Raw genomic sequence first — 25089 nt, 5'->3', positions numbered from 1 at the left:
CACCTCATTTCTCAACGTCTATCGTTCCTTCACGGACACGGAATATCGCAGCCTCCTCCAACGCCTCATGTTCGATCCCTTCAATGCTCGTCGTCGAAACGAACGTCTGCACTTTCCCTTGGATCGTATGAAGCAGGTGGGACTGACGGAAGTCATCCAGCTCGCTGAGCACGTCATCCAACAGAAGAATCGGGTATTCTCCCACTTCGCTGTGAATCAATTCGATTTCTGCGAGTTTCAAAGACAACGCCGTCGTCCGCTGCTGGCCTTGGGAGCCGTACGTCTGAACATCCTTCCCGTTAACATAGAACAAGAGATCGTCCCGGTGCGGACCGGCAAGCGTGGTGCCGCGTTCCACCTCTTTTGCTTCTATTTCCGCGAACTTTTCCGAATATGTCTTCTTTATTGTTTCCAAATTCATATCCTCTGATACTTTCACACTCGCATCATAGGAAATTTGTAATTGTTCCAGCTGTCGGCTGATCCCTTCATGGATCGGAGCCGCCCATGAACGAAGAAGCTGAAGGAACTTGAACCTCCGCTCGACGATCGTCGCTGCGTGTTCCATCAGCTGCTCTGTAAGGACGGCAAGCATCGTCCGGTCTGCCCCCGGCTTTCTCTGCAGGTCTTTCAATAAATGATTTCGCTGCTTGAGTATTTTTTGATACTGTCCGAGGTGATAAATATACCTTGGCTGGATCTGCCCGATTTCCATGTCGATAAACCGACGACGCACCTGAGGACTCCCTTTGACAAGATTGAGATCCTCAGGTGCAAACATGACGACATTCAAAGCGCCGATATAGTCACTCAAACGCTTTTGTTCCATATGATTCAACTTCGCTTTTTTCCCTTTATTGGAAATGATGATTTCAAGGGGAAAGCGTTGATTCCGTTTAGAAATACTACCTTTTATTTTACCATACTCTTGATCCCACTGTATCAATTCTTTATCTCTCGGCGTCCGGTGTGAACGAGTGAACGCTAAGACATAGATCGCTTCCATCAAATTGGTTTTACCCTGGGCATTTTCACCAATGATGACGTTGATCTTATGGTCGAAAGTCAGGGAGAGATCATCATAATTCCGGTACGACCTCAGGGACAGTTCCTTGATATGCATAAGTAAGGGGTATCCCGTTACCCTTCCTGGACAACGGTGTAGCTGCCGAATTGTTCTATTTCTACTGTATCTCCCAGGTACAGTTTGCGCCCACGGCGGTTTTCCGGTTCCCCGTTGACATACACCTCGAATTCTGCCAGAAAAATCTTCACCATTCCTCCGGATTCGACAATGTTCGCCAATTTCAGAAATTGACCGAGAGGAATGTATTCTGTCGTGATACCGATTTGTTCGCTCATTTTATCCACCCTATTCCATGAATTAACCTATTCTCCATTTTACTAAAGAAAAGTTTGTAAAGAAAGTACTTCCCGTTTCTTCCGGTTCCTATTTCAGGAAGGAAATAAAAAAAGGTGCCATTATGGAGTCCATAACCACACCTTTGTAAATACTATTCTGCCCCGGTCTGATCAGTATGTCCGTACCGGAAGGATCAGCTGGAGGATTTGATCATCGTCTACGGGACGGATCAAGAACGGACGCATCGCTCCGGTAAATTCGACCTTCACCTGATCATAATCCACCGCTTTTAAAGCGTCCATCATATATTTCGCACTGAACGAAATTTTCAAGTCTTCCCCTTCGACATCATTCGCCAAAACTTCTTCGACGACATTACCGACTTCCGGAGAATTCCCTGTAATTTCGAGATGATTGTTTTCTTTTGTCATCAGACGAACAACATTGTTGCGGTTCTCTTTCGCTAGAAGAGAGGCACGATCGACAGACTGAAGAAGTTCCTTCGTGTCGATTTGAACGATCGTTTTGCTGTGATCCGGAATGAGTCGGGATGTTTCCGGATAGTTCCCATCCAATAAACGGGACAAGAAGTACAGGTGCTTCGTCCGGAACAACACTTGGTTGTCTGTCACACTGATTTCAATGGTATCTTCCGAATCAGCCAGAATCTTGTTCAATTCCGTCAGGCTTTTCCCTGGAATGACAATGGGTGGAAGCGTCGTACCTGCCGGCTGCTCCAATGGAAGCTTACGAGATGCAAGACGGTGGCTGTCTGTTGCGATGAACTCAAGTTCCCCTTCTTCCATCCGTACATGTACCCCTGTCAAAATCGGACGCGTTTCGGAAGTGGACACAGCAAAGACTGTTTGACGAATCAAATTCTTCAACAGATCGATCGGCAGTTCAAAGCTGTCCTCTGTATGCAGCTGAGGGAGCTGTGGATATTCTTCCGGGTCTTGTCCGTTCAGATGAAATTCCGCACTTCCAGAGCGAATAGTTACGTTTCTTGAGTTATCACTTTCAATTTCCACCGTATTTTGTGGAAGCTTTCTTACGATGTCAGGGAAGTACTTCGCCTGAAGAACAATGCTCCCCGGTTCAATATTCTCTACATATACGATTCCGTCTTCTTCTTGTGGAATGAACGACTCAATTGAAATATCAGAGTTACTACCCGTCAATTTAATTCCTGCAGTACTCGCTTCTATTTTCATTCCTGTGAGTATCGGGATAGTTGTTCTTGAAGATATGGCCTTCATGACATTCTGGACACTCTCGATCAATTGATCCCTCTGGATTATAAATTTCATTGCATACACTCCTCCTAATGAGCATATATTTAATTATTATTATTAAAAAAAAGTAGTAATAGTACTAGTATGCGCTGTGGAAATGTGGATATCTTTATTAAACGCTTATGTGTCTAGGTTATCCACATGTGGACAGACTGTTGATGAACGTGCAACCGTTATTCACATTATCCACTTAATGAGACTTGAGCTGTTCCTTGATTTCTTCCAACTCTTTTTGGAGCTGCTGGTCATCTGCCACCATTCTGGAAATCTTCTCGTGGGCGTGAATGACTGTCGTATGGTCACGGCCTCCGAATTCTTCGCCGATTTTCGGCAGAGAGAAGTCCGTCAGCTCTCTTGATAGATACATAGCGATCTGTCGCGGGAATGCCACGGATTTCGTCCGCTTCTTCGCAGGGAAATCTTCTAATCTTACATTATATTTCTCGCCGACCATTTCCTGAATAGCTTCAATCGTAATTACTTTCGGTTTCGAGCTCGGGATGATATCCTTCAGCGCCTCTGCTGCCAGGGATGCATTAATGTCGCTGTTGATTAAAGAGGAATAAGCGACGACACGGATCAATGCTCCTTCCAGTTCACGGATGTTCGTATCGATCTGGTTTGCGATATAAAGCATCACTTCATTCGGTATGTCGAGCCCGTCTGCTTTCGCTTTCTTCCTTAAGATCGCAATTCTCGTCTCCAGGTCTGGAGGGGTGATATCGGTGATCAGGCCCCATTCAAAACGGGATCGCAGACGATCTTCCAATGTCGGAATCTCCTTCGGCGGCCGGTCACTGGAGATGACGATCTGCTTGCTTTCCTCATGGAGTGTATTGAACGTATGGAAGAACTCCTCCTGCGTCTGTTCTTTCCCCGCCAGGAATTGAATATCATCAATGAGAAGTACATCGACGCTGCGGTATTTATTACGGAAATTGACCGCTTTGTTATCACGGATCGAGTTGATGAACTCGTTCGTGAACTTTTCTGATGACAAATAAACCACTTTCGCATTCGGATTGTGGTCTAGTACATAGTGACCGATAGCGTGCATCAAGTGAGTCTTGCCAAGTCCTACCCCTCCATAGATGAACAGCGGATTATACGCTTTGGCCGGAGCTTCTGCTACAGCGAGCGACGCTGCATGGGCGAAACGGTTTCCGGAACCGATGACGAACGTGTCGAACGTGTATTTTGAGTTCAACATGCTCTGCGGAGACTCTTCATTGCCGTTATTCTTCACATTCGGAACCTTTTTAGAAGAGAGTTTTACATCTTCAAGCGAGTCGTCCTTCGATTCCGGAATGATGAATTTTGTATCTAATTCTGCTCCTGTCACTTCATATAACGTCTCCGTTATAAGACCTTCATATTGATTTTCAAGCCAGTCTCTGGCGAATTCATTCGGAGCAACAATAGTTAACGTATTTTCGTTCAAAGAGTCGGCTTTTGTCGCCTTCAGCCACGTCTCGAAGCTGGGCTTGCTGATTTTCTCTTTGATCTGATCCAACGTATTCGTCCATAATTCATCGATGTTCTCCAAAATGTTCACCCCTTTCTGTTTCATTGGAAAACAAAAAAACCTTTCGTTCTCTTTTTCGAACGTAGCAAAAGGATCGAAAGGCATTCGTATAAGATTTGTATAAAGTTTTTCGGGATCCAGTACTCTTTTGCATGTGGATATTTGAAAAGTTGATAGTAATAGGGTTCGAGCTTCTTATATTCACTATCCACATTCTTGTGAATAACTGCATAAACAAGTGTGTTAATAACTGTCCACACGTTATCCACAACCTGTGGAAAAGATTTTTCGTGTTTTTTAGCTATTCACGGTTGAGCACAAATATAATACCAGATAAAATAGTGTCTTGCAATGGTTCCACGGAACTTATCCACAATAGCTACACGTTGTAGATAAAAATAATCCACAGCACTATATTTTGTGATTTACTTGTCGATATTTGTTGTGGATAGTCTGATTTCCATGAAAAATTATACACAATACCTGTGAATGTTCGCCAGAAAAGTTGTTTTTTCGCTGTGAATTGGAAGAAGATTCTCCTGTTATAAGACAGCCTGTTATATAACGGGTGTCTGGATTTAAGGGAGAAGAAGTATGGAAATGGAAGTTGACAAAACAGGGGGGCATTGATTATACTAATCGGGACTGCCTTTTAGATGTATGTATTATTGGAATATTTCCCAGGAGGTGTATATATAATGAAACGCACATTTCAACCAAATAATCGTAAGCGTAAAAAAGTACACGGCTTCCGTTCACGCATGAGCACTGCAAATGGACGTAAAGTTCTTGCACGCCGTCGTCGTAAAGGAAGAAAAGTTTTATCAGCATAGGCCACTGAAAACAATCAGTGGTCTTTTTTTCAGTATAAGGGTCAGAAGAGGGGCGGATCTCTCGTCCCTCTTCTCTTTTAATTGCAGAGGAGGCGTCATCCCGGCGCTGCCTTTTTGTCTAGTTCTGGAGGGTGTTCGATGAAGAAAGCTTATCGGATTAAGAAAAATGAAGAGTTTCAGCAGGTTTTTCAAGGTGGGCAATCCTTCGCAAACCGACAGCTGGTCCTTTACTACAAAAAGAAGGCCGACCAATCCCATTTCCGGATCGGTTTATCTGTCAGCAAGAAGATCGGCCCGGCAGTCATGCGTAATCAAATCAAACGATATTTGAGACAAGCGTTCCTTGAACTGGAAGAACATATACATCCTCAATATGACTTGGTAGTGATCGCCCGCAAACCGACGAGTCAAATGGATTTCCACGAAATGAAGCGGAGTTTGACACACGTCCTTTCCCGGTCGAAGCTGCTTAATAAAAAAATTCAACGGTAAGAATATAGAATTATGAGGCGTACTAATGCTAAACTAATGTTGGCCGTATGTTTTACGTTTTCATAATTTTCTAATAGAACCTTGTAAGAGATTCATAAGGAGGAACGAAACGTTGCGGAATAAAATGATAGCGCTTCTAGCAATGGCTGGAGTGCTTACGTTCCTATCCGGGTGTACCCAGGTGAATCAGGATATCACTGCGGATAGTACAGGATTTTGGAATGAATATGTAGTTTGGCCTTTGTCACAGACCATCACGTTCTTCGCAGATGCGACCAGCGGAAGTTTCGGTTTGGCGATCATCATCGTCACCGTAATCATTCGGTTGATCCTCCTTCCTTTGAACATCAAGCAATTGAGAAGTTCGAAGGCGATGCAGGACATTCAGCCGGAATTGAAAGAATTAAGAGGGAAATATTCTTCTAAAGACCAGCAGACCCAACAAAAACTGCAGCAGGAAACGATGCAGCTTTTCCAAAAGCACGGCGTCAATCCTTTGGCAGGCTGTCTGCCGATCGTTGTACAGATGCCGATCTTGATCGGGTTCTATCATGCGATCATGCGGACTGCGGAAATTCAGACACACACATTCCTTTGGTTGGAGCTTGGTTCCCCGGATCCGTTCCTGGCTATTCTCACAGCTGCGACTACATTCTTGCAGCAGAAATTGATGATGGCAGGCGGCGCCGCAGCCCAAAACCCACAAATGCAAATGATGTTGTACATCATGCCGCTTATGATCGGTACATTCGCGTTCTTCTTCCCATCCGCGTTAGCGTTGTACTGGATCGTAGGTAACGTCGTGATGATTCTGCAAACCATTTTCATCCGTAAACCGATGATGAAAGATGCGACGGGAGGAGCAGGCGAGTGAAACAAGTAACTGCTACAGGTTCGACAGTTGATGAAGCGGTCCAATCAGCACTAGAGCAATTACGGACATCAAAGGATCAAGTAGATCTTGAAGTTATTGATGAAGGTAAGAAAGGATTTCTCGGTTTCGGTTCCAAACCAGCGATTGTGAAAGTATCGATTAAGAAAAATCCAGTGCAGGATGCAGAGACATTCATCTATGACGTAGCAGAACAAATGGGAGCTCCTGTTCAAATCCGTACAGACATTCGTCAACGGGATATTTATATGGAACTGCATGGGGACAAGATCGCTATGCTCATCGGCAAGCGCGGTCAGACATTGAATTCCCTTCAATATCTGGCCCAGCTGGTCGTCAATCGTGAATCGGACATCTTCTATACGGTCATGCTCGATGCCGAAGGGTATCGGGAGCGGAGGAAAGAGACGCTTCACCAATTGGCCCAGCGCCTTGCGGATAAGGCGGTTCGGACAAACCAGGAAGTCAAACTGGAGCCGATGCCTTCCTACGAGCGGAAAATCATCCATGCAGCACTGCAGAACCATAAGCGAGTGATAACGGACTCTGCCGGAAACGATCCGCGGAGACATGTCGTTATCAGGCCTTCATGATTCGAAAGCTAAGAATACTTCTGCCCCCGGCAGAGGTATTTTTTTGTTTCTGCTGCTTGTATTCCTGTCTCTGAATGAGGGAAATATGATAGAAACCGTTTATACACATGTGGATAACCCAAAAACAGCTGCGACGTGTTGATATCTTTTCAAAACGCGTGGGTGTGTGGTAAGGTAAGATGTTAGTGGTAACGAAAAATAACGATTGTGGATAACTATAGATGAACGATTTATTTTCAGGAGGTGAAGGCGTGTGGAAACGGATACGATAACGGCGATATCGACCCCTATGGGGGAAGGTGCGATTGCCATCGTCCGGTTGAGCGGGCCAGAAGCTGTATCGATTGCAGCGAAATTATTCAGAGGGAAAGATTTGAACGAAGCGGCATCCCACACGATGCATTACGGGAAAATCATCGATCCGGAAACGGGCGACGTGGCGGAAGAGGTTATGGTATCTGTCATGCGCGCGCCGAAGACATTTACAAGAGAAGATGTCGTTGAGATAAACTGTCACGGCGGCCTTGTCTCTGTAAATCGTCTGCTTGAAATCATCCTGGCAAGTGGTGCGAGACTTGCGGAGCCGGGAGAGTTTACGAAACGGGCGTTTTTGAACGGTCGAATTGATTTATCCCAGGCGGAAGCGGTGATGGACCTGATCCGTGCGAAGACGGACCGGGCGATGAACGTCGCATTAAAGCAGATGGACGGCCGTCTGTCGAAGCTGATTCAGGATCTGCGGCAGAAGCTTTTAGAAACGCTTGCCCATGTCGAAGTGAACATCGATTATCCAGAATATGACGACGTGGAAGAGATGTCCCATGAAATGATGAAAGAGAAGACGAAGGAAGTCCATGCGGAAGTGACGAGTCTTTTGGAAACAGCGCGCCAGGGGAAAATCCTGCGCGAAGGTCTCGGTACGGCGATCATCGGGCGCCCGAACGTCGGGAAGTCTTCCTTGATGAACGCACTTGTGCATGAAAACAAAGCCATCGTCACGGAGATCCCCGGGACGACACGGGACGTGATCGAGGAGTATGTCAACGTCCGCGGTGTACCACTCCGGCTCGTCGATACGGCGGGAATCCGGGAAACGGAAGACATTGTCGAGCGGATTGGAGTCGAACGATCCCGACAAGTATTGCAGGAAGCCGACCTCATTCTGTTTGTGTTAAACTATGGGGATGAATTCAATCAAGAAGATGAAGAGCTTCTGAAAGCCATTCAGGATATGAACGTCATCGTCATCGTCAATAAGATGGACTTAGAGAATCGGTTGGATCTGGAGCGGGTCAAGGAATTGGCTGGAGAGCATCCGGTTATTACGACAGCACTGATCCGTGAAGAAGGGATCGATCAGCTGGAGAAAGCGATCGCAGATACCTTCTTCGAGGGGGAGCTTGATGCCGGAGATATGACCTATGTGTCGAACGTTCGTCACGTACAGCTTTTGAAACAGGCGAAGCAGGCCCTGGAAGATGCCCGGGACGGCATGGAAATGGGTGTGCCGCTTGATGTTGTACAGATTGATGTAACGAGAACATGGGAGATCCTCGGAGAGATCGTCGGAGATACCGTCCATGACAGTTTGATCGACCAGTTGTTCTCTCAGTTCTGTTTAGGGAAGTAATTGTTGAGTAGGAAGTTTTTTTGAATAGATGTAGAACAAAAAAGGAGAGACACCCAAATGACATTTGATGCAGGGCATTATGATGTAATCGTAGTCGGCGCCGGTCATGCAGGAGTGGAAGCGGGGCTTGCTGCGGCACGCCGTGGTGCGAAAACCCTCATGCTTTCTTTGAACCTTGATCTGGTCGCTTTCATGCCATGTAACCCTTCCATCGGCGGACCTGCCAAAGGGATCGTCGTCAGAGAAATCGACGCCCTCGGCGGAGCGATGGGGAAAGTCATCGATAAAACGCATATTCAGATGCGTTTGTTGAACACACGAAAAGGACCGGCTGTCCGTGCACTGCGCGCTCAGGCGGACAAACCTCTGTATATTAAAGAAATGAAGCGCGTCCTTGAAACGCAGGATAATCTGACTTTGAAGCAGGCGATGGTCGAAAAGATCCTCGTGGAAGACGACGAAGTGAAAGGTGTCGTTACGGAAACCAATGCGGCGTATTACGCGCCGACGGTTGTCATCACGACGGGAACGTTCATGCGCGGACGCGTCATCATCGGCGACCTTTCCTATGAAAGCGGCCCGAACAACCAGCGCTCTACTGTATCGCTTTCCGAGCAGCTCGAAGAACTCGGAATCGACATGGTCCGTTTCAAGACGGGAACGCCGATGCGGGTCAACAGCAAGACGATCGACTATTCCAAGACGGAAATCCAGCCAGGCGAAGAAGAGCCGCGCTCCTTTTCCTATGAAACGACGGAATTCATCACGGATCAGATACCGTGCTGGTTGACGTATACGAACGAAGAAACACACAAAGTCATCAATGATAACCTCGGACTGTCTGCGATGTATTCCGGTGCGATCAAGGGGACAGGACCGCGCTATTGTCCGTCCATCGAGGACAAAATCGTTCGTTTCAATGACAAGCCGCGCCACCAGATCTTCCTTGAACCGGAAGGCCGTGAGACGGAAGAAGTTTATGTACAGGGAATGTCGACATCGATGCCGGAATCCGTCCAGCATGAAATGATGCGTACCGTTCCCGGACTTGAGAATGCTGAAATCATGCGGGCCGGTTATGCCATCGAGTATGATTCCGTCGTTCCGACCCAATTATGGCCGACGTTGGAGACGAAACAGATCTCCGGGTTGTTCACAGCTGGTCAGCTGAACGGAACTTCCGGGTATGAAGAAGCAGCCGGACAAGGGTTGATGGCTGGTATCAATGCCGCGGCCAAGGCGCTTGATCTCGAAACACTTGTACTCGATCGTTCTCAAGGCTATATCGGTGTCATGATCGACGACCTTGTCACGAAAGGAACAGGCGAACCGTACCGTCTGCTTACTTCCCGTGCGGAATTCCGTCTGATGCTGCGCCATGATAATGCGGATCTCCGCCTGACGGAAATCGGCTATCAGCTGGGACTCATCACGGAGGACCGCTACAAGCGTTTCCTTGAGAAGAAACGGTTGATTGAGGAAGAACAGAAGCGTTTGGATAAAGTCATCCTGAAAGAGACGGAGGAAGTCCAGGCTGTCATAGAAGAGGCGGGCGGATCCAAACTGAAGGATGCTATTCGTGCGACCGATCTTCTGAAGCGTCCGGAAATGAGCTACAGCCATCTGGAGCGTGTGACACCGAGTGATGTGAGGCTTCCGGAAGCGGTCAAAGAACAGGTCGAGATCCAGGTCAAATACAGCGGCTATATTAAGAAGGCGCTGGAACAGATCGAACGGATGAAGAAGATGGATAACAAGAAAATTCCTGAAAACATCGATTACGATGCGATCAACGGACTGGCTACCGAAGCGAAAGACCGCCTGAAAACGGTTCGTCCGCTTTCTGTAGGGCAGGCTTCCCGTGTGTCCGGGGTCAACCCTGCGGACGTATCGATTCTGCTTGTCTATATTGAGCAGGGTCAGATTGCACGCGTTTCAGGAGAATAAATCGAAGGGATGGACGTATGGATACCGCAACCTTTATACAAGCATTGAAAGAAAAAGGGATCGATCTTGACGAGAAACAGCAGCACCAGTTCCAGCGTTACTTCGAAATTCTTGTCGAATGGAACGAGAAGATGAACCTGACAGCCATTACCGATCAGGAAGGCGTTTATTTGAAACACTTCTATGACTCGCTGACCGCTGCATTCTATTACGATTTCAGCAAGCCGCTTCGCATCTGTGATGTCGGAGCGGGTGCCGGATTCCCGAGCCTGCCGCTGAAAATCGCTTTTCCGCATTTGAAAGTGACCATTGTGGATTCCTTGAAGAAACGGATCACTTTCCTGAATCACTTAGCTCATGAATTGGAGCTTGACGATGTCGCTTTTTATCATGACAGAGCCGAGAATTTCGGGAAAAACGCCAACTTCCGTGAAAGCTATGACCTGGTCATGGCAAGGGCTGTTGCACGCATGTCCGTACTCAGTGAACTGTGTATCCCGCTCGCGGCCAAAGGCGGTCGTTTCCTTGCTATGAAGGGGCCGAACCTGATGGATGAGATGGAAGATGCAAACATCGCCGTTCAAACTGTCGGTGGTGAAGTCATCGATGTGCACACGTTTGAGCTTCCACAAGAAGGAAGCGAACGGAACATTGCCATTATTGAAAAACGCCGGAAGACTCCGAAGAAGTATCCGCGTAAAGCAGGAACACCGAACAAAACACCGATTCAATGATGAGAAAGCCCCCTCTGTCTCCGGATAGAGGGGCTTTTTTGGTAGAGGAGGAGAAGCATGAAGATTGTGGTCACAGCAGATACACATATGCCGAAGAAAGCGAAAGAGCTGCCGGAGCGGTTAATGAAGGAGCTTCCTTCTGCCGATGCCGTCTTCCATCTCGGAGATTTTCAATCGCTGGATGTCTATGAAACATTGAAGGAAAAATCCGCGCTGTACGGCGTTTATGGAAACGTGGACGGCGGGGAGATCAGAGAATTGCTTCCGGAAAAGCAGGTAGTGACACTCGGGGGTGTGCGTTTCGGTCTCGTTCATGGACATGGGGAGAAGAAGACGACAGAACGCCGGGCTTTGGAGTCGTTTGAAGAGGGGGAGGTCGATGTCGTTCTCTTCGGCCACTCCCATATTCCGTATCTTCGTTACCATAAGAAGACGCTGCTGTTTAATCCGGGCTCGGCGACGGATAAACGCAGCCTTCCATTCTATTCTTTCGGAATACTGACGCTGTTGGAGGGCGGCATTCACGCAGAGCATATCTTTTATTCTTAAAAAAGGCCAGGCCGCACGTAACAGTGCGGCCTGGCCTTTTGCCGTCATACGGACTCTGAACTCATTCCTTTTGACAGGTCGGGCAGTAATAGCAGCGCCTGGAGCCGGCGCGGAATTTAACAATGGGGGTGCCGTCGATGCGGCACGGACGGCCTTCGCGGTTGAACACCCAGTGACGATAATCCTTCCGCTTCACACCTTCTTTTTTTAAGCGCTCTGCCAGGTCGAGGTCGTTTGTGATTCCCTTATGGCGGTAGGACTGCCACATCAAATCAATGGTCGCTTCGGCTGCTTTCCTTTTTTGTTCTTCGGTACTGTCGACAGGCCGTGTTTCCGGAGAAATACCGGCAGCAAACAGGATTTCACTGCGGAGGTAATTGCCGATTCCCGCGATGAACGCCTGATCCAAAAGGAGGGACGTCCACCGTCTGTTCCGAAACCGTTTCTCTTCAAAGCGAGCGGCTAATTCATCGGGGGTTACGGTCTCACTTAAGATGTCGGGGCCGACTTTAGCGATGAATGGATGCGCCGGTACTTCTTCATCGCGCAGCACTTCAATGTCCGATGCGCTGTATAACAATGCGGACTTCTTCTCATTATGGATGGCGAGCCGGAGCTGCCGGTTCGTTTTCGGGTAGTTGTAGGCGTTACGGATCATCCACTTCCCGTACAGCTGGTTGTGCGAGTAGATCGTATAGCCGTTGTTGAAGCGGATGAGCATCGCTTTCCCCTTTGTGTCCACTCTCCGGATGCCGGCCCCTCTCAGAATCTCTTCATACGGCTTCAGCTGTTCAAAAGCAAAGAAGACATCGATCACTTCTCGATCCATCAGTGCCTTTTCGACTTGGTCGGCGGCACGGCGGATTTCCGGTCCTTCTGGCATGGTTTCTATTCCTCTCTCAGCTTGATGTGTACATTCCTCCGTTGATATGGATGAACTGACCTGTGATGTAGGTGGAATCATCAGAAGCAAGCAGGACGTAGCTTCCGACGTGTTCGACCGGCTGCCCCGGGCGGCCCATCGGCGTACTGGTACCGAATTCTTCGACGTCTTCTTTCGGGAAAGTCGCTGGAATGAGCGGTGTCCAGATCGGTCCCGGAGCGACTCCGTTCACGCGTATTCCTGTGTCGACGAGCTGTTGGGCCATGGAACGGGTGAAGGCGACAACGGCCCCTTTCGTCGCTGTATAATCGACAAGCTGCGGGTTACCTGTATATGGATTAATGGAAGCGGTGTTGATGATCGCACTTCCTTGTTTCAAATGTGGAATCGCTGCTTTCGTCAAATGGAACATAGAAAAGATATTCGTGCGGAACGTGCTTTCCAGTTGTTCTGTAGTAATATCCAACAAATCGTCCTTCGGATGCTGTTCCGCAGCGTTGTTGACGAGAATATCCAGCTGTCCCAGCTTATCCACTGTTCGCTGAACCGCCTGCTTACAAACATCTTCATCACCGACATCGCCTGCAATCAGAATCGCCCGGCGACCTTCTGCTTCGACGAGCTGCTTCGTGTGCTCGGCATCCTCATGCTCCTCCAGATACGAAATGGCAACGTCTGCCCCCTCCTTTGCGTATCCAATAGCGACAGACCTTCCAATTCCGCTGTCCCCGCCGGTGATCAGGGCGACTTTTCCTTGTAGTTTATTTCCGCTTTGGTAATCTGTATCCGCTTGGAGCGGCAATGGCTGCATTTCACTCTCCATTCCGGGCTGGCTACCTTGTTCCTGTGCCGGCTGTCCATCTGTCTGTCGATTATATCGTGTCATGCTTCATCCTCCTCTGTGGAATGTTTTGTATGCTCATTCCACCTTTTTGGAAAAATAAAACACGGACGATGTTTTTCAGGCAGACAAAAAGGCGCACAAGGCGCCCTGATCAAGTAAAGTATTCGAGACTTGCTTCCGGGAAGTACTGATTAATATACCCGCCGAGCGTCTTCTTCATATCTTCCTGTTCGTCGGTCTGGTACACGTATTTCCCAATTCCGTATCGACCCCATTTGTACTTTCTTTTCTCCTCATCCATCTCAAGCTTTGTCATCGGATAATTTTTCTCAATGACGCGCTTGGCAGGCTTCGTAAAGCGGTGCTGGATCAGTTCGAACGTCAAATCCTTCGTGGCGTAGTCCGGGAGTTTGTCGTGTAGCTTCTCAAACAGCACCCGGTACCCTTCCTTCCAATCGTCGTACAGATAAATCGGTGCGATGATGAACCCGAGAGGATAGCCGGCCTTCGCTACTTTGGCAGCTGCCTCGATCCGCTCGTCCAGGCGGGACGTGCCGGGCTCTAAGTACTTGATGACATAGTCCGCGTTCATGCTGAAGCGGAAGCGTGTCCTGCCGTTATGCTTCGCGTCCAGCAGATGATCGACATGAGCGAACTTCGTCACGAACCGCAGCCTTCCGTGGTCGGATTCCCCGAAATATTCAATTGCCCGTTTGAGGGAATGGGTCAGGTGATCGATGCCGACGATATCCGACGTACAGGACGCTTCGAAACGGGTTTCCTCCGGCATTCGTTCCTTCATATACTGCTCGGCAGCATCAAAGACCTCCTCCACGTTCACATAGGTCCGAATATATGGTTTGCTCCCCATCGTCGTCTGCAGGTAGCAGTAATGGCAGTGCCCCATGCACCCGGTCGCTAGCGGGATCGCGTATTCAGCCGATGGTTTAGACGTATCGAATTTGAGCGTTTTCCTTACACCGACGACGAGCGTCGATTTCGCCATCCGGTATTTTTGGAAATCGTTCTCTCCGGGGAGGTTCCTGACCTGATTATGCGACGTCGTTTGACGAATTTCGATGCCCATGTTTTCGAATTTCTCTTTTAATTCCCGGCCTAAGGGGTAATCGAGCGCCCGCGGCTCGATATAGACCAGTTCCGGTACGAATGGTTTTACCACAGATCTCCCTCCGATTCCACACCGCCGAACGCATCATAGTAGGCCCGCTCCGCTTCCCCTTCGGATGCATAGACGGCTATGCTCTCATCCAGTGGAAAATACGTTTCATACAAAAATAATGCCAGGGAACCCGGGTTTTCCGGGTCGTTCACCACGGCCGCCTCCTGTACATTCGCTACATCATACGTATGCGGATTGCGGTAAACGACATAGACGACATCGCCTGCTTTATAACTGCTCCCATCCATCCAATCACCTGCTCTCTTAGTTGTTGTGCTCATTTTTCCACAAAACCCGCCAATTATTACAAGAGAGGATGCTTGTTTCATGTGAAACGAATAAAAGATGACAATTGTCATCTTTCATCATGACAATGCTTTCTAATTATTTCCTCCGCATCCTGATACGATAGATGTAACGAAAGACCTGGAAAGGAAGAGGCGGGATGTTGAAGCTATCGAATGTAACGAAGAAATATGGAAAAACGACGGCGCTGGATGACGTATCCATGGAACTTTCGGAGGGGGAATGTGTCCTGCTTCTCGGTGCGAACGGGGCTGGGAAAACGACGCTGCTCCAATGGATCATGGGCAATATCCGTGCAGAGAGCGGAAGGTTCGACTGGAGCGATGGAACCCGGCAGGTCGGTTATGTCCTGCAGGATGCTTCGCTGATGGATCGTGTCACGATAAAAGAACTCATCCAGTTCACAAGGAAGATGTATCAGGATCCGCTGTCGTATGAAGAGGTGCTCCAATTGTCCGGTTTGACGGAGCAAGCGAAGGTGAAGACAGACCATCTCAGTATCGGCCAGAAGCGGAAGCTGATCTTCGCTCTTGCTCTTGTCGGTCGTCCGAAGCTCTTGATCATGGATGAACCGACAGCGGGGATGGACGTGTCGGCAAGAAAGCATGTGTATGAACAGATCCGACAGTTGAAACAGCAGGGAATGACGATTCTGATGACGACACATTTGCTGCAGGAAGCATCCTTACTTGGAGATCGGGTGCTGTTTATGGAAAAGGGACGGCTCAAATCCGACCAAACCGTATCTGATATCGAACAGACGCACTCCTGGATCCGGTTCGACTTAAGCGGATCAACGCCGCAAGGCTTATTGGAAGGCGCCGGATTTCAGAGAAACGGCCTGACATTACGGTGGGAGCTCAAGACGGACCGATCGGACGAATGGATTACATGGCTCGTCCGGGAGGCGGTGCCCTTCCGGAATTTGACGGTAGAGAAGCATACAGTCGAACATTTTTATGAAGAATTGCTCGGAAAGGAAGGAATTCACAATGAAAACATGGTATAACGTTATGAAGATTGAGCTTTTACGTATGGGAAGAAATCCGTATTTCATTATATTCTCGATGTTGATGCCGCTTGTATTCTATGCGATATACACACAGACGGTCGATGATACAGTGATGATCGACGGAGCGGAGTGGAAAGCGTACTTTCTCGTCTCGATGACCTGCTTCAGCATGATGAGTGCCTCGGTGACGACAATGGGGATTCAGCTGCTTCATGACCGGAGACAGCCGTGGATGTCATGGGTGAAGTCGCTTCCGATGAAGCATTGGCAGTATTTTCTTGGAAGACTCTCTGCTTTGATGGTATTGAATCTGGCCGTCATTCTGTTTATGTTTATCATCGTTGCGAACTGGAAGGATATCGATTTGGGTTTCTATACGTGGGTTAAAATCGTTGCATGGGTGTGGCTTGCGATCCTTCCGTTCCTGGCACTTGGAACGTGGGTGTCTGTCTTCAAAACAGCGGAGACGGCGGCCGGGTTCGCTAACTTGATTACACTTGGACTCGCGATCATCGGTGGCCTGTGGATGCCGCTCCGCCAGCTTCCGGTCTTCGTCCGGGAGGTCGGTGCGTGGACGCCGGGGCACCTGTATGCGGACGGGGCATGGTCGATCCTTGCAGGAGAATCGATATCCGCTTTGACAATTATTGTGCTGGCCGGCTACTTCCTCTTTTTCCTCACGGGATCCTTGTGGACGTACCGCCGTTTTCAGGAAGGATGAATGTCATGAGATTGTTTCCGGAGAAATACGGGCGTGCCCCGTTGTTCTGGCTGATTTATATGCTTGTTCCGCTTATTGCATTGATAGCGACGGGTGGCTGGGAAGGAGGCTTCGGCCTTCTTCTTTTGCTTGTCTTCTTCCTTATGTTCCGGGATATGTACTGGCATCCTTCCCGGGCTTTCCTTGATGCTCTCGGTATGACGGCACTTCTTGCTGTGCTGCTCTTCTTCTTTCATGAGACATTCATTTATTTATCGATTTATACGACTTATTCGCTTTATTTCATCCATAAGCGCTGGAAGATCATTGTCGTGTATATGCTTGCTCCGCTTTTATTCTTTGAATTATATATGCTGACTCTGTATTCGTCGCGAGTCATCGATTTCTCCACTATTGTAGCTGCTATGATTCTTGTTGCGGCCATTCCGGTCGGGATCCGGAACGAGGTCAAATCGTGGAATATGAAAGAGCAGCTCTCGAAAGCGAATCGACGCATCGAAGAGCTCGTCAAGCAGCAGGAACGGGAACGAATCGGGCGCGATCTGCACGATACGGTCGGCCAGACGCTGTCGATGATTACATTGAAAAGCGACATTGCCAGGCGCTCTCTGCCTGATAAAATCGAACAGGCAGAGAGAGAAATCAAGGAAATCCACACGATTTCACGTACTGTTCTGAACCAGATCAGGGAGATCGTTTCTGATTTGAAGCAGCTGTCGTTCCGGGAAGAACTGATCCACGCAGAAAAGCTTTTGCGGGAAATGGAAATGGAAGCGGTCGTTGATGCTCCTGTTCCTGTCCATGGTTTGAATCCGCTCTATGAGAATATCCTCGCCTACAGTCTGCGGGAAAGCATCACCAACGTGATCCGTCACAGCTTCGCGAGCAGATGTACGATCCGCGTGGAAGATTTACCGGAAGAAGTGCGGATGACGATCAGCGATGACGGAATCGGGTTTAAGGGTGAGGCGGGAAACGGGTTGCTTGGGATGGAGGAGCGGCTGCATATGATCAGCGGCCGTATGAATATAGAATCCGCCAAACAGCGCGGGACCGTGTTGGTCGTTCATGTGCCCAAAGTTCAAAAATAAGGAGGAATGCGTATGCTTTCGATCATTATCGCAGAGGATCAGACGATGCTCCGCAGTGCGCTGCGGACGCTGCTTAGTATGGAAGCCGATTTCGAAGTGATCGGAGAGGCTGCCGATGGCAGAGAGGCGCTCCGATTGATGGAGACGAAGCGGCCGGATATCGCCCTGCTCGACATCGAAATGCCGCTGATGACGGGAGTCGAAGTCCTGAAAGAGGCGAAAGCTAATGGTCTGGAGACGAAGATCCTAATTCTGACGACGTTTTCCAAAAGGGGGTACTTGGAGGATGCCTGGAAAGAAAAGGTCGATGGGTATTTATTAAAGGATACCCCGAGTGAGGAACTGGCCGATTACATCCGGCAGGTGATGAACGGAAAGCAGGTCATCAGTCCGGAGTTGATCCATCAGATGTTTACGACGGAAGCGTCGCCTCTCAACGACCGGGAAGAGGAGATTCTCCGTTGTGTGGAGAAAGGCTGCAGCACGAAGCAGATCAGCGAATCTTTGTATTTATCAAGCGGCACCGTCCGGAATTATTTATCGGAAATCATGAGCAAGCTGGATGCGCAGAACAGGACGGAAGCAGCCTTCATCGCAAGACGAAAAGGATGGCTGGACTAAAGAAGCACATGTAGGGCGTTTTGCGCATTTTCGCCCGGAGGCATTCCAAGATTACGTTCCGGATGTTAAATTCATAGGGTTAAAGAAAATATATCGACGGTTTTTGCCATCATCAGCCAACGATGGGATGCGTGGAAACCGCGAAAAATAACCCTTTCCGTAGTGATCGATGGGAGAATTCGACAAAGGAGTCACACAATTCTTCCACCTTCTCGATACTTTTACGGAAGCAAATATGATAAAATGTAGGAAAGAAATGAAAAACGGCATACGTACGCGCAGCAGCCAACAAGCCTGCGGCGCTTTTTATATTTCAAAATACAGCAATCTATGATGAAATGCGTATGCTCGATCGTATAAAGGTGGTGTCTGATCGTGTTACATCCTTTTGGTCGTTTATTCGGGCTAGGGGACAAACCGGATTCGGATAAAGGCAGCAATGAAGAAGAAGGCTACAGTCCCGATGAAGTTGTGCAGGTTCCGGTCGAACGTGTACAGCCGAACCGTTACCAACCTCGAGCGATATTTAACAACGAGAAGATTAGCGAACTCGCCCAGACGATACATACGCATGGGATGATTCAGCCGATCGTTCTTCGTCGGTTAAACGAAGAAGATTATGAACTGATCGCCGGTGAACGCAGATGGCGGGCCGTCCAGTCGCTCGGCTGGGAAGAGGTTCCTGCGATCATCCGTGAGATGAATGATTCCCAGACGGCATCGGTGGCCCTTATTGAAAACCTGCAGCGGGAAGAGTTAACGGTCATTGAAGAAGCGGTAGCGTACGCACGTCTGATTGAACTGCAGGAACTGACACAGGAAGCGCTGGCTCAACGATTAGGTAAGAGTCAGTCGACGATTGCGAATAAGATGCGGTTGTTAAAGCTTCCGGAAGTCGTACAGCAGGCTGTCATGGATAAGCAGATTACGGAACGGCATGCGCGCGCCCTGATCGGATTGAAAGATCCGGAACTTCAGGAAAAGATGCTTGCCGAAATCATTGAGAAACAGTTGAACGTGAAACAGACGGAAGAACGGATCGCCAAATGGATGGATCCGAAACCGAAGAAGAAGAAACCGAGGATGAAAGGTGTCAACAAGGATATGCGGATCGCGATGAATACGATTCGACAGTCTTTGACGATGGTGACAGATACCGGCATCGATCTCGAAACGGACGAAGAAGATCATGATGACTATTATCAGATCACAATTAAAATACCGAAAAAGAAACCATGATCGTACGGGGACCCATCTTGACGCTTAGTGAAGATGGGATTTTTTTAAGTCCTTCTGCCTATGTCTGCTAATAAATGGTAAGATGAAAGAAAAGCGAAAGAGGCAGGTGACACCATGGGTAGAGTGATTTCCATCGCTAACCAGAAGGGCGGCGTCGGGAAAACGACGACGGCGGTCAATGTCAGTGCAGGGCTGGCGCATCTTGACTATAAGGTTCTGCTTGTCGATATCGATCCTCAAGGCAACGCTACAAGCGGTGTCGGTGTAGAAAAAGGCGACCTCGACCACTGTATTTACAATATACTTGTCGACGATCTGGATCCTGCACGGGTCAGGACATCCACGCTTGCTCCACGTCTTGATATCATCCCCGCCACGATTCAGCTTGCGGGTGCAGAGATTGAGTTGGTCCCGATTATTTCCCGGGAAGTAAGACTGAAAAAAGCGATCGACCGCGTAAAAGATGAGTATGATTATGTCATCATCGACTGCCCCCCTTCTTTAGGGTTGCTGACGTTGAATGCTTTGACGGCCTCCGATTCTGTCCTTATTCCGGTGCAGTGCGAATATTATGCGTTGGAAGGGCTGAGCCAATTGCTTAACACGATCCGTCTCGTCCAGAAGCATCTGAATAAGCGGCTTATGATCGAGGGGGTCCTTTTGACGATGTTGGATGCCCGTACCAACCTGGGTATAGAAGTGATTGAAGAAGTGAAGAAATATTTTCGGGAGAAAGTCTATCGGTCTATCATCCCGCGCAATGTCCGGCTGAGTGAAGCTCCGAGCCACGGACGTCCGGTGATCCTCTATGATGCCAAAGCCAAGGGAGCAGAAGTCTATCTAGAATTAGCGAAGGAAGTGATCATAAATGGAGAGAGGGTTAGGTAAAGGTCTTGACGCTTTAATTACCAACACAGAGAACATCGATGACAAACAACTAGAAACGATTGCGATTAAAGATTGCCGTCCCAACCCTTATCAGCCCAGGAAGTATTTCGATGATGAAAGCTTAAGCGGGTTGAAACAATCCATAGAAGAACACGGAATTCTTCAGCCTCTTGTCGTGAGGCAGAGTATTAAAGGCTACGAGATCGTGGTCGGAGAACGCCGGTATCGTGCAGCGAAACTTGCCGAACTGGAGACGATCCCTGCGATCATCCAGCCGTTGACGGATGAGCAGATGATGGAACTTGCCCTCTTGGAAAACCTGCAGCGGGAAGATTTGACGCCGATCGAGGAAGCGAAATCCTACGAGCAATTGATCAGAGAACTCGATGTCACACAGGAGATGCTTGCGAATCGTCTTGGGAAAAGCAGATCTCATATAGCGAATCTGATTCGTCTGCTCGCACTTCCCCGACAGGTGACGGCGAAGATTAATGACGGAACGTTGTCCATGGGGCACGGACGGGCTCTGCTGGGGTTGAAAGACAAAGATGTCCAGTTAAAGCTCGTTGATAGAATCGAACGGGAATCGTTGAATGTCCGTCAGGTAGAGCAGATCATTCAGGAAATAAACCGAAACGGCAGGAAACAAAAGCCGAAGCAGGAAGCACAGGATATTTTCCTGAGGGAGCAGGAGACTTCCTTGAAGGAACGTCTCGGTACCGGGGTGAAGATCCATAAAGGTAAGCGTAAAGGGAAGATTGAGATCGAATTCATGAATGAAGATGATTTAGAGCGGATTTTAGCATATTTTGATAAAGAAAAAGAGTGAAGGCAGGAAAAGGAGGTCACCCGGCCTCTTCTTTTTTTGTGAAAAAACAACATTGGAGAGAATGTCATGGTTTTACTTGGTACTTTAATCAATGGTTTATGTATTCTTGTCGGAACCTTGCTGGGATTGATCTTTACTAGGATTCCGGAACGTTTTAAAGAAACGGTCATGTCGGGAGTCGGACTGGCGGTGCTGCTCATCGGGATTCAAATGGCGCTGGAGTCGGATGATATCGTCATCGTCCTATTGAGTATTCTGAGCGGGGCACTGATCGGGGAAGGCCTGCAGCTGGAATCAAGGCTTGAATATATCGGACGCTGGATCGAACGGAAATTCGCAAATCCGGAACAAACGGTGAGCATCGCCCAAGGGTTCGTGTCGGCTTCGCTTATTTTCGTCATCGGAGCGATGGCCGTCGTCGGGGCTCTGGACAGCGGCCTGCGTAATGACCATGAAATATTGATTACGAAAGCGATTCTCGACGGGTTTATTTCTCTCGTCCTGACGTCGACACTCGGAATAGGGGTCTTGTTTTCCCTTTGTCCTGTCGTCCTGTACGAAGGATCGATTGCTCTTTTGGCGACACAAATTCAACGGTTTGTCCCTCAGGAGGTATTGGATACTTTCATCGTCGAGATGACGGCAACCGGCGGTTTGTTAATCGTGGCAATCGCTTTGAATATGCTGAAGCTGACGAAAATACGGGTAGCGAACCTGCTCCCTTCTCTAGGCACCGTCGGCCTGATTCTCGCGGTCGTTCACTGGTTCTAATACATATGTTCAAATCAACTTTTATCGGAATCGAGCGTTTTCGCCTATATATAAACGTCCCCCCTATACTGGAATGGTCCTTCCACCAATAGGTTCAAGCAAGACAAGGATGAAAAGCCCCAACCACATTGGTTGGGGCTTTTTTTTATGTTCAGCGGATTTCCTTTTTCATCGGGTTGATGTTCGTAGTGAACGGGTGATAGGGTGATGTTTCTAATTGGTTCTGTCTGCGCTTCGCGTCCGTCAGCTGAAGGGCTGCCGCTACTTTTGCTGCCATCTGCATGACAATGTGCAGCCGTGTATTCTGCAGGACGACGTGCTCCATGAATCCACTGACATTGACCATGCCGCTGATATGCATATGGCCGACCGGAGGCAGATCCTTCTTTAAGGCCGAACCGGGTGTCAGGGAACCTTTGCCGAGAACGACAGATCCGACAGACGCTGATTTACCAAGGCAGGCATCGACGGCCAGGATATAGGGGTGATGGTGGGTCTTGCTGATCCACGTCAGCCGCTCTTTTAAGTTGAGGGCATGGAGCGGTTCTTCGAGCGTACCGTAAATATGGAAGGTTTCCAGATTCTGATCATTCAGCATCGAGCCGACGAGCGGACCGAAGGCATCTCCTGTGGAGCGGTCGGTTCCGATACAGGCGATGACGATTTCCTGAGAGGACGGAAGCCAATCGTTCAGGTAGGTGGCTAACGTATCGCTCATGGCCGGATCGTCGGTGCTGACACGTTTCTCTTCTTTGGAAAACTTGTCCTTGAAATTCATAGCTTCTCCTCCAGACACATAGTAGTAACAGTATATAAGGTTGTCCGTCGTTCTATACGTGACAAATACATAGAGGTGGAGGAACCGTCATGATAAAAGCAGGTGTCAAGTGGATGTTCTTGATAGTAGGAACGATGATCGGTGCCGGGTATGCTTCCGGGAGGGAGCTCTGGCAATTTTTTGGACAAGACAGCAGCCTGGCCATCCTGCTGTTCGCTCTCATGTTCATCTTCTGTTGTGTGGCGATCATGGATATCAGCTTCAAGAAACAGTCCGGCCATTATCTGCCGGTTCTCCGGGCCATCGTCGGAAAGCATTTGACCGGGGTGTACGATTGGATGATCATCATCTATCTGTTCACGACGACTGTCATCATGCTGGCAGGATCGGGTGCAACGTGGCAGGCATTCCATTTCCCTTACAAGTTCGGGGTGCTCATTATCATCCTTCCACTCATTCTCTTGTTCGTGTGGGATGTAAAAGGGATCGTACTCGTCAACAGCTTCGTGCTTCCCCTTTTGATTGCGGGGTTGTTGTTCGTTCTGATTCTGTTCATCAGCGACCAGCATCTGTCTCTGTTCGGTCATGTGATGGAGAACAGTAATTGGATGGCGGCATTTCCATTCACCGCGCTGAATATCCTGCCGCTCATCGCCGTGCTCGGGGCGATCGGCAATCAAGTGAAGCGCAGAGGGGAAATATGGGTGGCAAGCGTCGGGAGCGGTGTCATTCTGGGTGTTGTATCCTATCTCTATAACAACAGCCTCATCCAAATTGCGGAGGACATCATTTTGTATGAGATACCTCTATTTGCGATTTTGAAACATTATCCGTATGCTATGATGCTCTTCATGTCCCTGATGCTGTGGATCGCCATCTTTACGACAGCGGCTTCCGGAACGCTCGGGCTCGTCACACGATTTCGTGAATACGTCCGGCAGCCGCTTTGGATTCTGGCGATGGGAGTGATTGCGGTAATGCTCCCATTCACATCGTTCGGCTTCTCCACGTTGATTGAATATTTGTACCCTCTATATGGCATTCTGAATTTATATGTGCTTGCCTCTCTTCTCTTATACCCGATTCTTTCCCGATTCAAAATTCGGTGAAAACCTGTTAAAATGAATGTCATATTCATGTCGTACAGGAGGGGACAGGGTGAGCAATCCCGCAACAGTTGTAGAAGATGCGAAAACGAAATGGGATGAGGTCGTTGAGTATGTAACCGGGCCGGATTTATGGATGACGATTGCACTCGGAGCGTTACAGATCGTTCTTATTCTGCTTGTCGCTTTTTTGGTCATTCGTATAGGAAGAAAAGTGGTGACGAGGTTCTTTACCAATCAACGGAGAGGGCCTTTCCAAATTACCCAGCGCCGGGAAGCGACGCTGAACAAATTGATTTTGAACACGTTGTCGTATGTGGTGTACTTCATCGCTTTCGTCATGATTCTGGATACGTTCTCGCTGAACGTCGGGGCATTGCTTGCCGGTGCCGGGGTCGCCGGTCTCGCCATCGGTTTTGGCGCACAGAACCTTGTCCGGGATATCATTTCCGGCTTCTTCATCATTTTCGAAGATCAGTTCTCTGTCGGGGATTATATCCAGACGTCCGGAGTGGAAGGCTTTGTAGAAGAAGTGGGTCTTCGTACTTGTAAAGTGAAAGCCTGGACGGGTGAAGTACATATTCTTCCGAACGGAAATGTGACACAGGTGACGAACTACTCGATTCACAACAGTATTGCTGTCGTCGATGTCGGTATCGCTTATGAACAAGACATTGACAGAGCGGAGAAAGTGATTCTCGAGCTGTTGGAAGAAATGCCGGAGCGCTATGATTCCATGATCGGAGTGCCGCAGCTTCTCGGTGTCCAGAACTTCGGAGCGTCCGACGTCGTTATGCGTATCATCAGTGAAGTGAACCCTATGGAGCACTGGGTAATTGCCCGTGCGATGCGTAAAGAAATAAAGGCACGCCTCGACGAAAGAGGAATCGAGATTCCGTTCCCCCGCATGGTCATGTACTCTCGTGACGAGAACGAAGAACGTAAGGAAGAAGAATAAGAGGAGGAA

General features: G+C 48.7%; 27 protein-coding genes. 18 read left to right on the top strand and 9 right to left on the bottom strand.

The features are described 5' to 3' along the window. Positions 1-4: 4 nt before the first annotated feature. From recF to dnaA, 4 genes are all read right to left on the bottom strand, one after another. Positions 5-1123: a DNA replication/repair protein RecF gene (gene recF / locus AXG56_RS14690; protein WP_008636170.1), complete on the bottom strand. Its 1119-nt coding sequence runs from the start codon at positions 1121-1123 to the stop codon at positions 5-7. A 17-nt stretch (positions 1124-1140) separates the two neighbouring features. Beyond that, positions 1141-1362 carry a S4 domain-containing protein YaaA gene (gene yaaA / locus AXG56_RS14685; RefSeq protein ID WP_008636171.1) on the bottom strand — a complete coding sequence of 74 codons (222 nt, stop codon included), beginning with the start codon at positions 1360-1362 and terminating at the stop codon, positions 1141-1143. A 171-nt stretch (positions 1363-1533) separates the two neighbouring features. After that, positions 1534-2673, bottom strand: coding sequence for a DNA polymerase III subunit beta (gene dnaN / locus AXG56_RS14680; RefSeq protein WP_008636172.1), 1140 nt, complete (start codon positions 2671-2673; stop codon positions 1534-1536). Positions 2674-2848: 175 nt separating this feature from the next. Next, complete coding sequence (dnaA, locus tag AXG56_RS14675) at positions 2849-4204, bottom strand: chromosomal replication initiator protein DnaA (protein WP_008636174.1); 1356 nt, start codon at positions 4202-4204, stop codon at positions 2849-2851. A 677-nt stretch (positions 4205-4881) separates the two neighbouring features. On the opposite strand from dnaA, the gene rpmH reads away from it, so the two are divergent. The 8 genes from rpmH to AXG56_RS14635 all read left to right on the top strand — a co-directional run bounded on the left by rpmH (position 4882) and on the right by AXG56_RS14635 (position 11853). Continuing rightward, positions 4882-5016: a 50S ribosomal protein L34 gene (gene rpmH, locus AXG56_RS19195; protein ID WP_081594803.1), complete on the top strand. Its 135-nt coding sequence runs from the start codon at positions 4882-4884 to the stop codon at positions 5014-5016. 138 nt (positions 5017-5154) lie between these two features. Beyond that, positions 5155-5508, top strand: a complete 354-nt coding sequence (gene rnpA / locus AXG56_RS14665; RefSeq protein ID WP_008636180.1) for a ribonuclease P protein component — start codon at positions 5155-5157, stop codon at positions 5506-5508. 112 nt (positions 5509-5620) lie between these two features. Beyond that, positions 5621-6382 (top strand): YidC family membrane integrase SpoIIIJ, encoded by a 762-nt coding sequence (spoIIIJ, locus tag AXG56_RS14660; RefSeq protein ID WP_008636181.1) that lies wholly within the window; start codon positions 5621-5623, stop codon positions 6380-6382. After that, positions 6379-6993 (top strand): RNA-binding cell elongation regulator Jag/EloR, encoded by a 615-nt coding sequence (gene jag, locus AXG56_RS14655; protein ID WP_008636183.1) that lies wholly within the window; start codon positions 6379-6381, stop codon positions 6991-6993. The genes spoIIIJ and jag overlap by 4 nt, the downstream gene beginning before the upstream one ends. A 253-nt stretch (positions 6994-7246) precedes the next feature. Beyond that, complete coding sequence (mnmE, locus tag AXG56_RS14650; RefSeq protein WP_026577627.1) at positions 7247-8623, top strand: tRNA uridine-5-carboxymethylaminomethyl(34) synthesis GTPase MnmE; 1377 nt, start codon at positions 7247-7249, stop codon at positions 8621-8623. 57 nt (positions 8624-8680) lie between these two features. Further along, positions 8681-10570, top strand: a complete 1890-nt coding sequence (gene mnmG / locus AXG56_RS14645) for a tRNA uridine-5-carboxymethylaminomethyl(34) synthesis enzyme MnmG (RefSeq protein WP_008638946.1) — start codon at positions 8681-8683, stop codon at positions 10568-10570. A gap of 17 nt (positions 10571-10587) precedes the next feature. Further along, positions 10588-11304: a 16S rRNA (guanine(527)-N(7))-methyltransferase RsmG gene (gene rsmG / locus AXG56_RS14640; protein WP_062515206.1), complete on the top strand. Its 717-nt coding sequence runs from the start codon at positions 10588-10590 to the stop codon at positions 11302-11304. 57 nt (positions 11305-11361) lie between these two features. Further along, entirely contained in the window at positions 11362-11853 is a 492-nt protein-coding gene (locus tag AXG56_RS14635) for a metallophosphoesterase (protein WP_062515204.1), read from the top strand. 61 nt (positions 11854-11914) lie between these two features. On the opposite strand, the gene nei is transcribed toward AXG56_RS14635, so the two are convergent. From nei to AXG56_RS14615, 4 genes are all read right to left on the bottom strand, one after another. Next, positions 11915-12736 (bottom strand): endonuclease VIII, encoded by an 822-nt coding sequence (gene nei / locus AXG56_RS14630; protein ID WP_062515202.1) that lies wholly within the window; start codon positions 12734-12736, stop codon positions 11915-11917. A 16-nt stretch (positions 12737-12752) separates the two neighbouring features. After that, positions 12753-13622: an SDR family oxidoreductase gene (locus tag AXG56_RS14625; protein ID WP_062515200.1), complete on the bottom strand. Its 870-nt coding sequence runs from the start codon at positions 13620-13622 to the stop codon at positions 12753-12755. Positions 13623-13731: 109 nt separating this feature from the next. Next, positions 13732-14760 (bottom strand): spore photoproduct lyase, encoded by a 1029-nt coding sequence (splB, locus tag AXG56_RS14620; protein WP_008638935.1) that lies wholly within the window; start codon positions 14758-14760, stop codon positions 13732-13734. Then, on the bottom strand, positions 14754-15008 hold the full coding sequence (locus AXG56_RS14615) for a transcriptional regulator SplA domain-containing protein (protein ID WP_008638933.1): 255 nt from the start codon (positions 15006-15008) through the stop codon (positions 14754-14756). Before AXG56_RS14615 ends, splB begins: the two co-directional genes overlap by 7 nt. A 197-nt stretch (positions 15009-15205) precedes the next feature. Between AXG56_RS14615 and AXG56_RS14610 the strand changes: the two genes are divergently transcribed. The 8 genes from AXG56_RS14610 (at position 15206) to AXG56_RS14575 (ending at position 22238) form a co-directional block, all read left to right on the top strand. After that, positions 15206-16075 carry an ABC transporter ATP-binding protein gene (locus tag AXG56_RS14610; protein WP_062515198.1) on the top strand — a complete coding sequence of 290 codons (870 nt, stop codon included), beginning with the start codon at positions 15206-15208 and terminating at the stop codon, positions 16073-16075. Continuing rightward, the gene (locus tag AXG56_RS14605; RefSeq protein ID WP_026577633.1) at positions 16059-16799 is read left to right on the top strand and encodes an ABC transporter permease; all 741 of its coding nucleotides are present in this window, start codon (positions 16059-16061) and stop codon (positions 16797-16799) included. The genes AXG56_RS14610 and AXG56_RS14605 overlap by 17 nt, the downstream gene beginning before the upstream one ends. 5 nt (positions 16800-16804) lie before the next feature. Beyond that, positions 16805-17890, top strand: coding sequence for a sensor histidine kinase (locus AXG56_RS14600; RefSeq protein ID WP_235601510.1), 1086 nt, complete (start codon positions 16805-16807; stop codon positions 17888-17890). A gap of 12 nt (positions 17891-17902) precedes the next feature. Continuing rightward, the gene (locus AXG56_RS14595; RefSeq protein WP_026577635.1) at positions 17903-18511 is read left to right on the top strand and encodes a response regulator transcription factor; all 609 of its coding nucleotides are present in this window, start codon (positions 17903-17905) and stop codon (positions 18509-18511) included. Between the two features lie 375 nt (positions 18512-18886). Then, positions 18887-19750 carry a nucleoid occlusion protein gene (gene noc / locus AXG56_RS14590; protein WP_026577636.1) on the top strand — a complete coding sequence of 288 codons (864 nt, stop codon included), beginning with the start codon at positions 18887-18889 and terminating at the stop codon, positions 19748-19750. 114 nt (positions 19751-19864) lie between these two features. Beyond that, the gene (locus AXG56_RS14585) at positions 19865-20638 is read left to right on the top strand and encodes a ParA family protein (RefSeq protein WP_026577637.1); all 774 of its coding nucleotides are present in this window, start codon (positions 19865-19867) and stop codon (positions 20636-20638) included. After that, positions 20619-21467: a ParB/RepB/Spo0J family partition protein gene (locus AXG56_RS14580; protein WP_026577638.1), complete on the top strand. Its 849-nt coding sequence runs from the start codon at positions 20619-20621 to the stop codon at positions 21465-21467. The genes AXG56_RS14585 and AXG56_RS14580 overlap by 20 nt, the downstream gene beginning before the upstream one ends. 66 nt (positions 21468-21533) lie before the next feature. Then, positions 21534-22238, top strand: a complete 705-nt coding sequence (locus AXG56_RS14575; RefSeq protein ID WP_062515194.1) for a DUF554 domain-containing protein — start codon at positions 21534-21536, stop codon at positions 22236-22238. Positions 22239-22389: 151 nt separating this feature from the next. On the opposite strand, the gene yyaC is transcribed toward AXG56_RS14575, so the two are convergent. Next, positions 22390-23016 (bottom strand): spore protease YyaC, encoded by a 627-nt coding sequence (yyaC, locus tag AXG56_RS14570; RefSeq protein ID WP_008636576.1) that lies wholly within the window; start codon positions 23014-23016, stop codon positions 22390-22392. Between the two features lie 89 nt (positions 23017-23105). Between yyaC and AXG56_RS14565 the strand changes: the two genes are divergently transcribed. Together AXG56_RS14565 and AXG56_RS14560 are read left to right on the top strand one after the other, a co-directional pair. Beyond that, positions 23106-24125, top strand: coding sequence for a hypothetical protein (locus AXG56_RS14565; protein ID WP_062515188.1), 1020 nt, complete (start codon positions 23106-23108; stop codon positions 24123-24125). Positions 24126-24174: 49 nt separating this feature from the next. Continuing rightward, positions 24175-25080 carry a mechanosensitive ion channel family protein gene (locus AXG56_RS14560; protein WP_008636581.1) on the top strand — a complete coding sequence of 302 codons (906 nt, stop codon included), beginning with the start codon at positions 24175-24177 and terminating at the stop codon, positions 25078-25080. Positions 25081-25089: the final 9 nt, after the last annotated feature.

The organism is Halobacillus sp. KGW1 (assembly GCF_001592845.1).
Classification (GTDB): domain Bacteria; phylum Bacillota; class Bacilli; order Bacillales; family Halobacillaceae; genus Halobacillus.
This window is presented reverse-complemented; position numbering and strand designations above follow the sequence as displayed.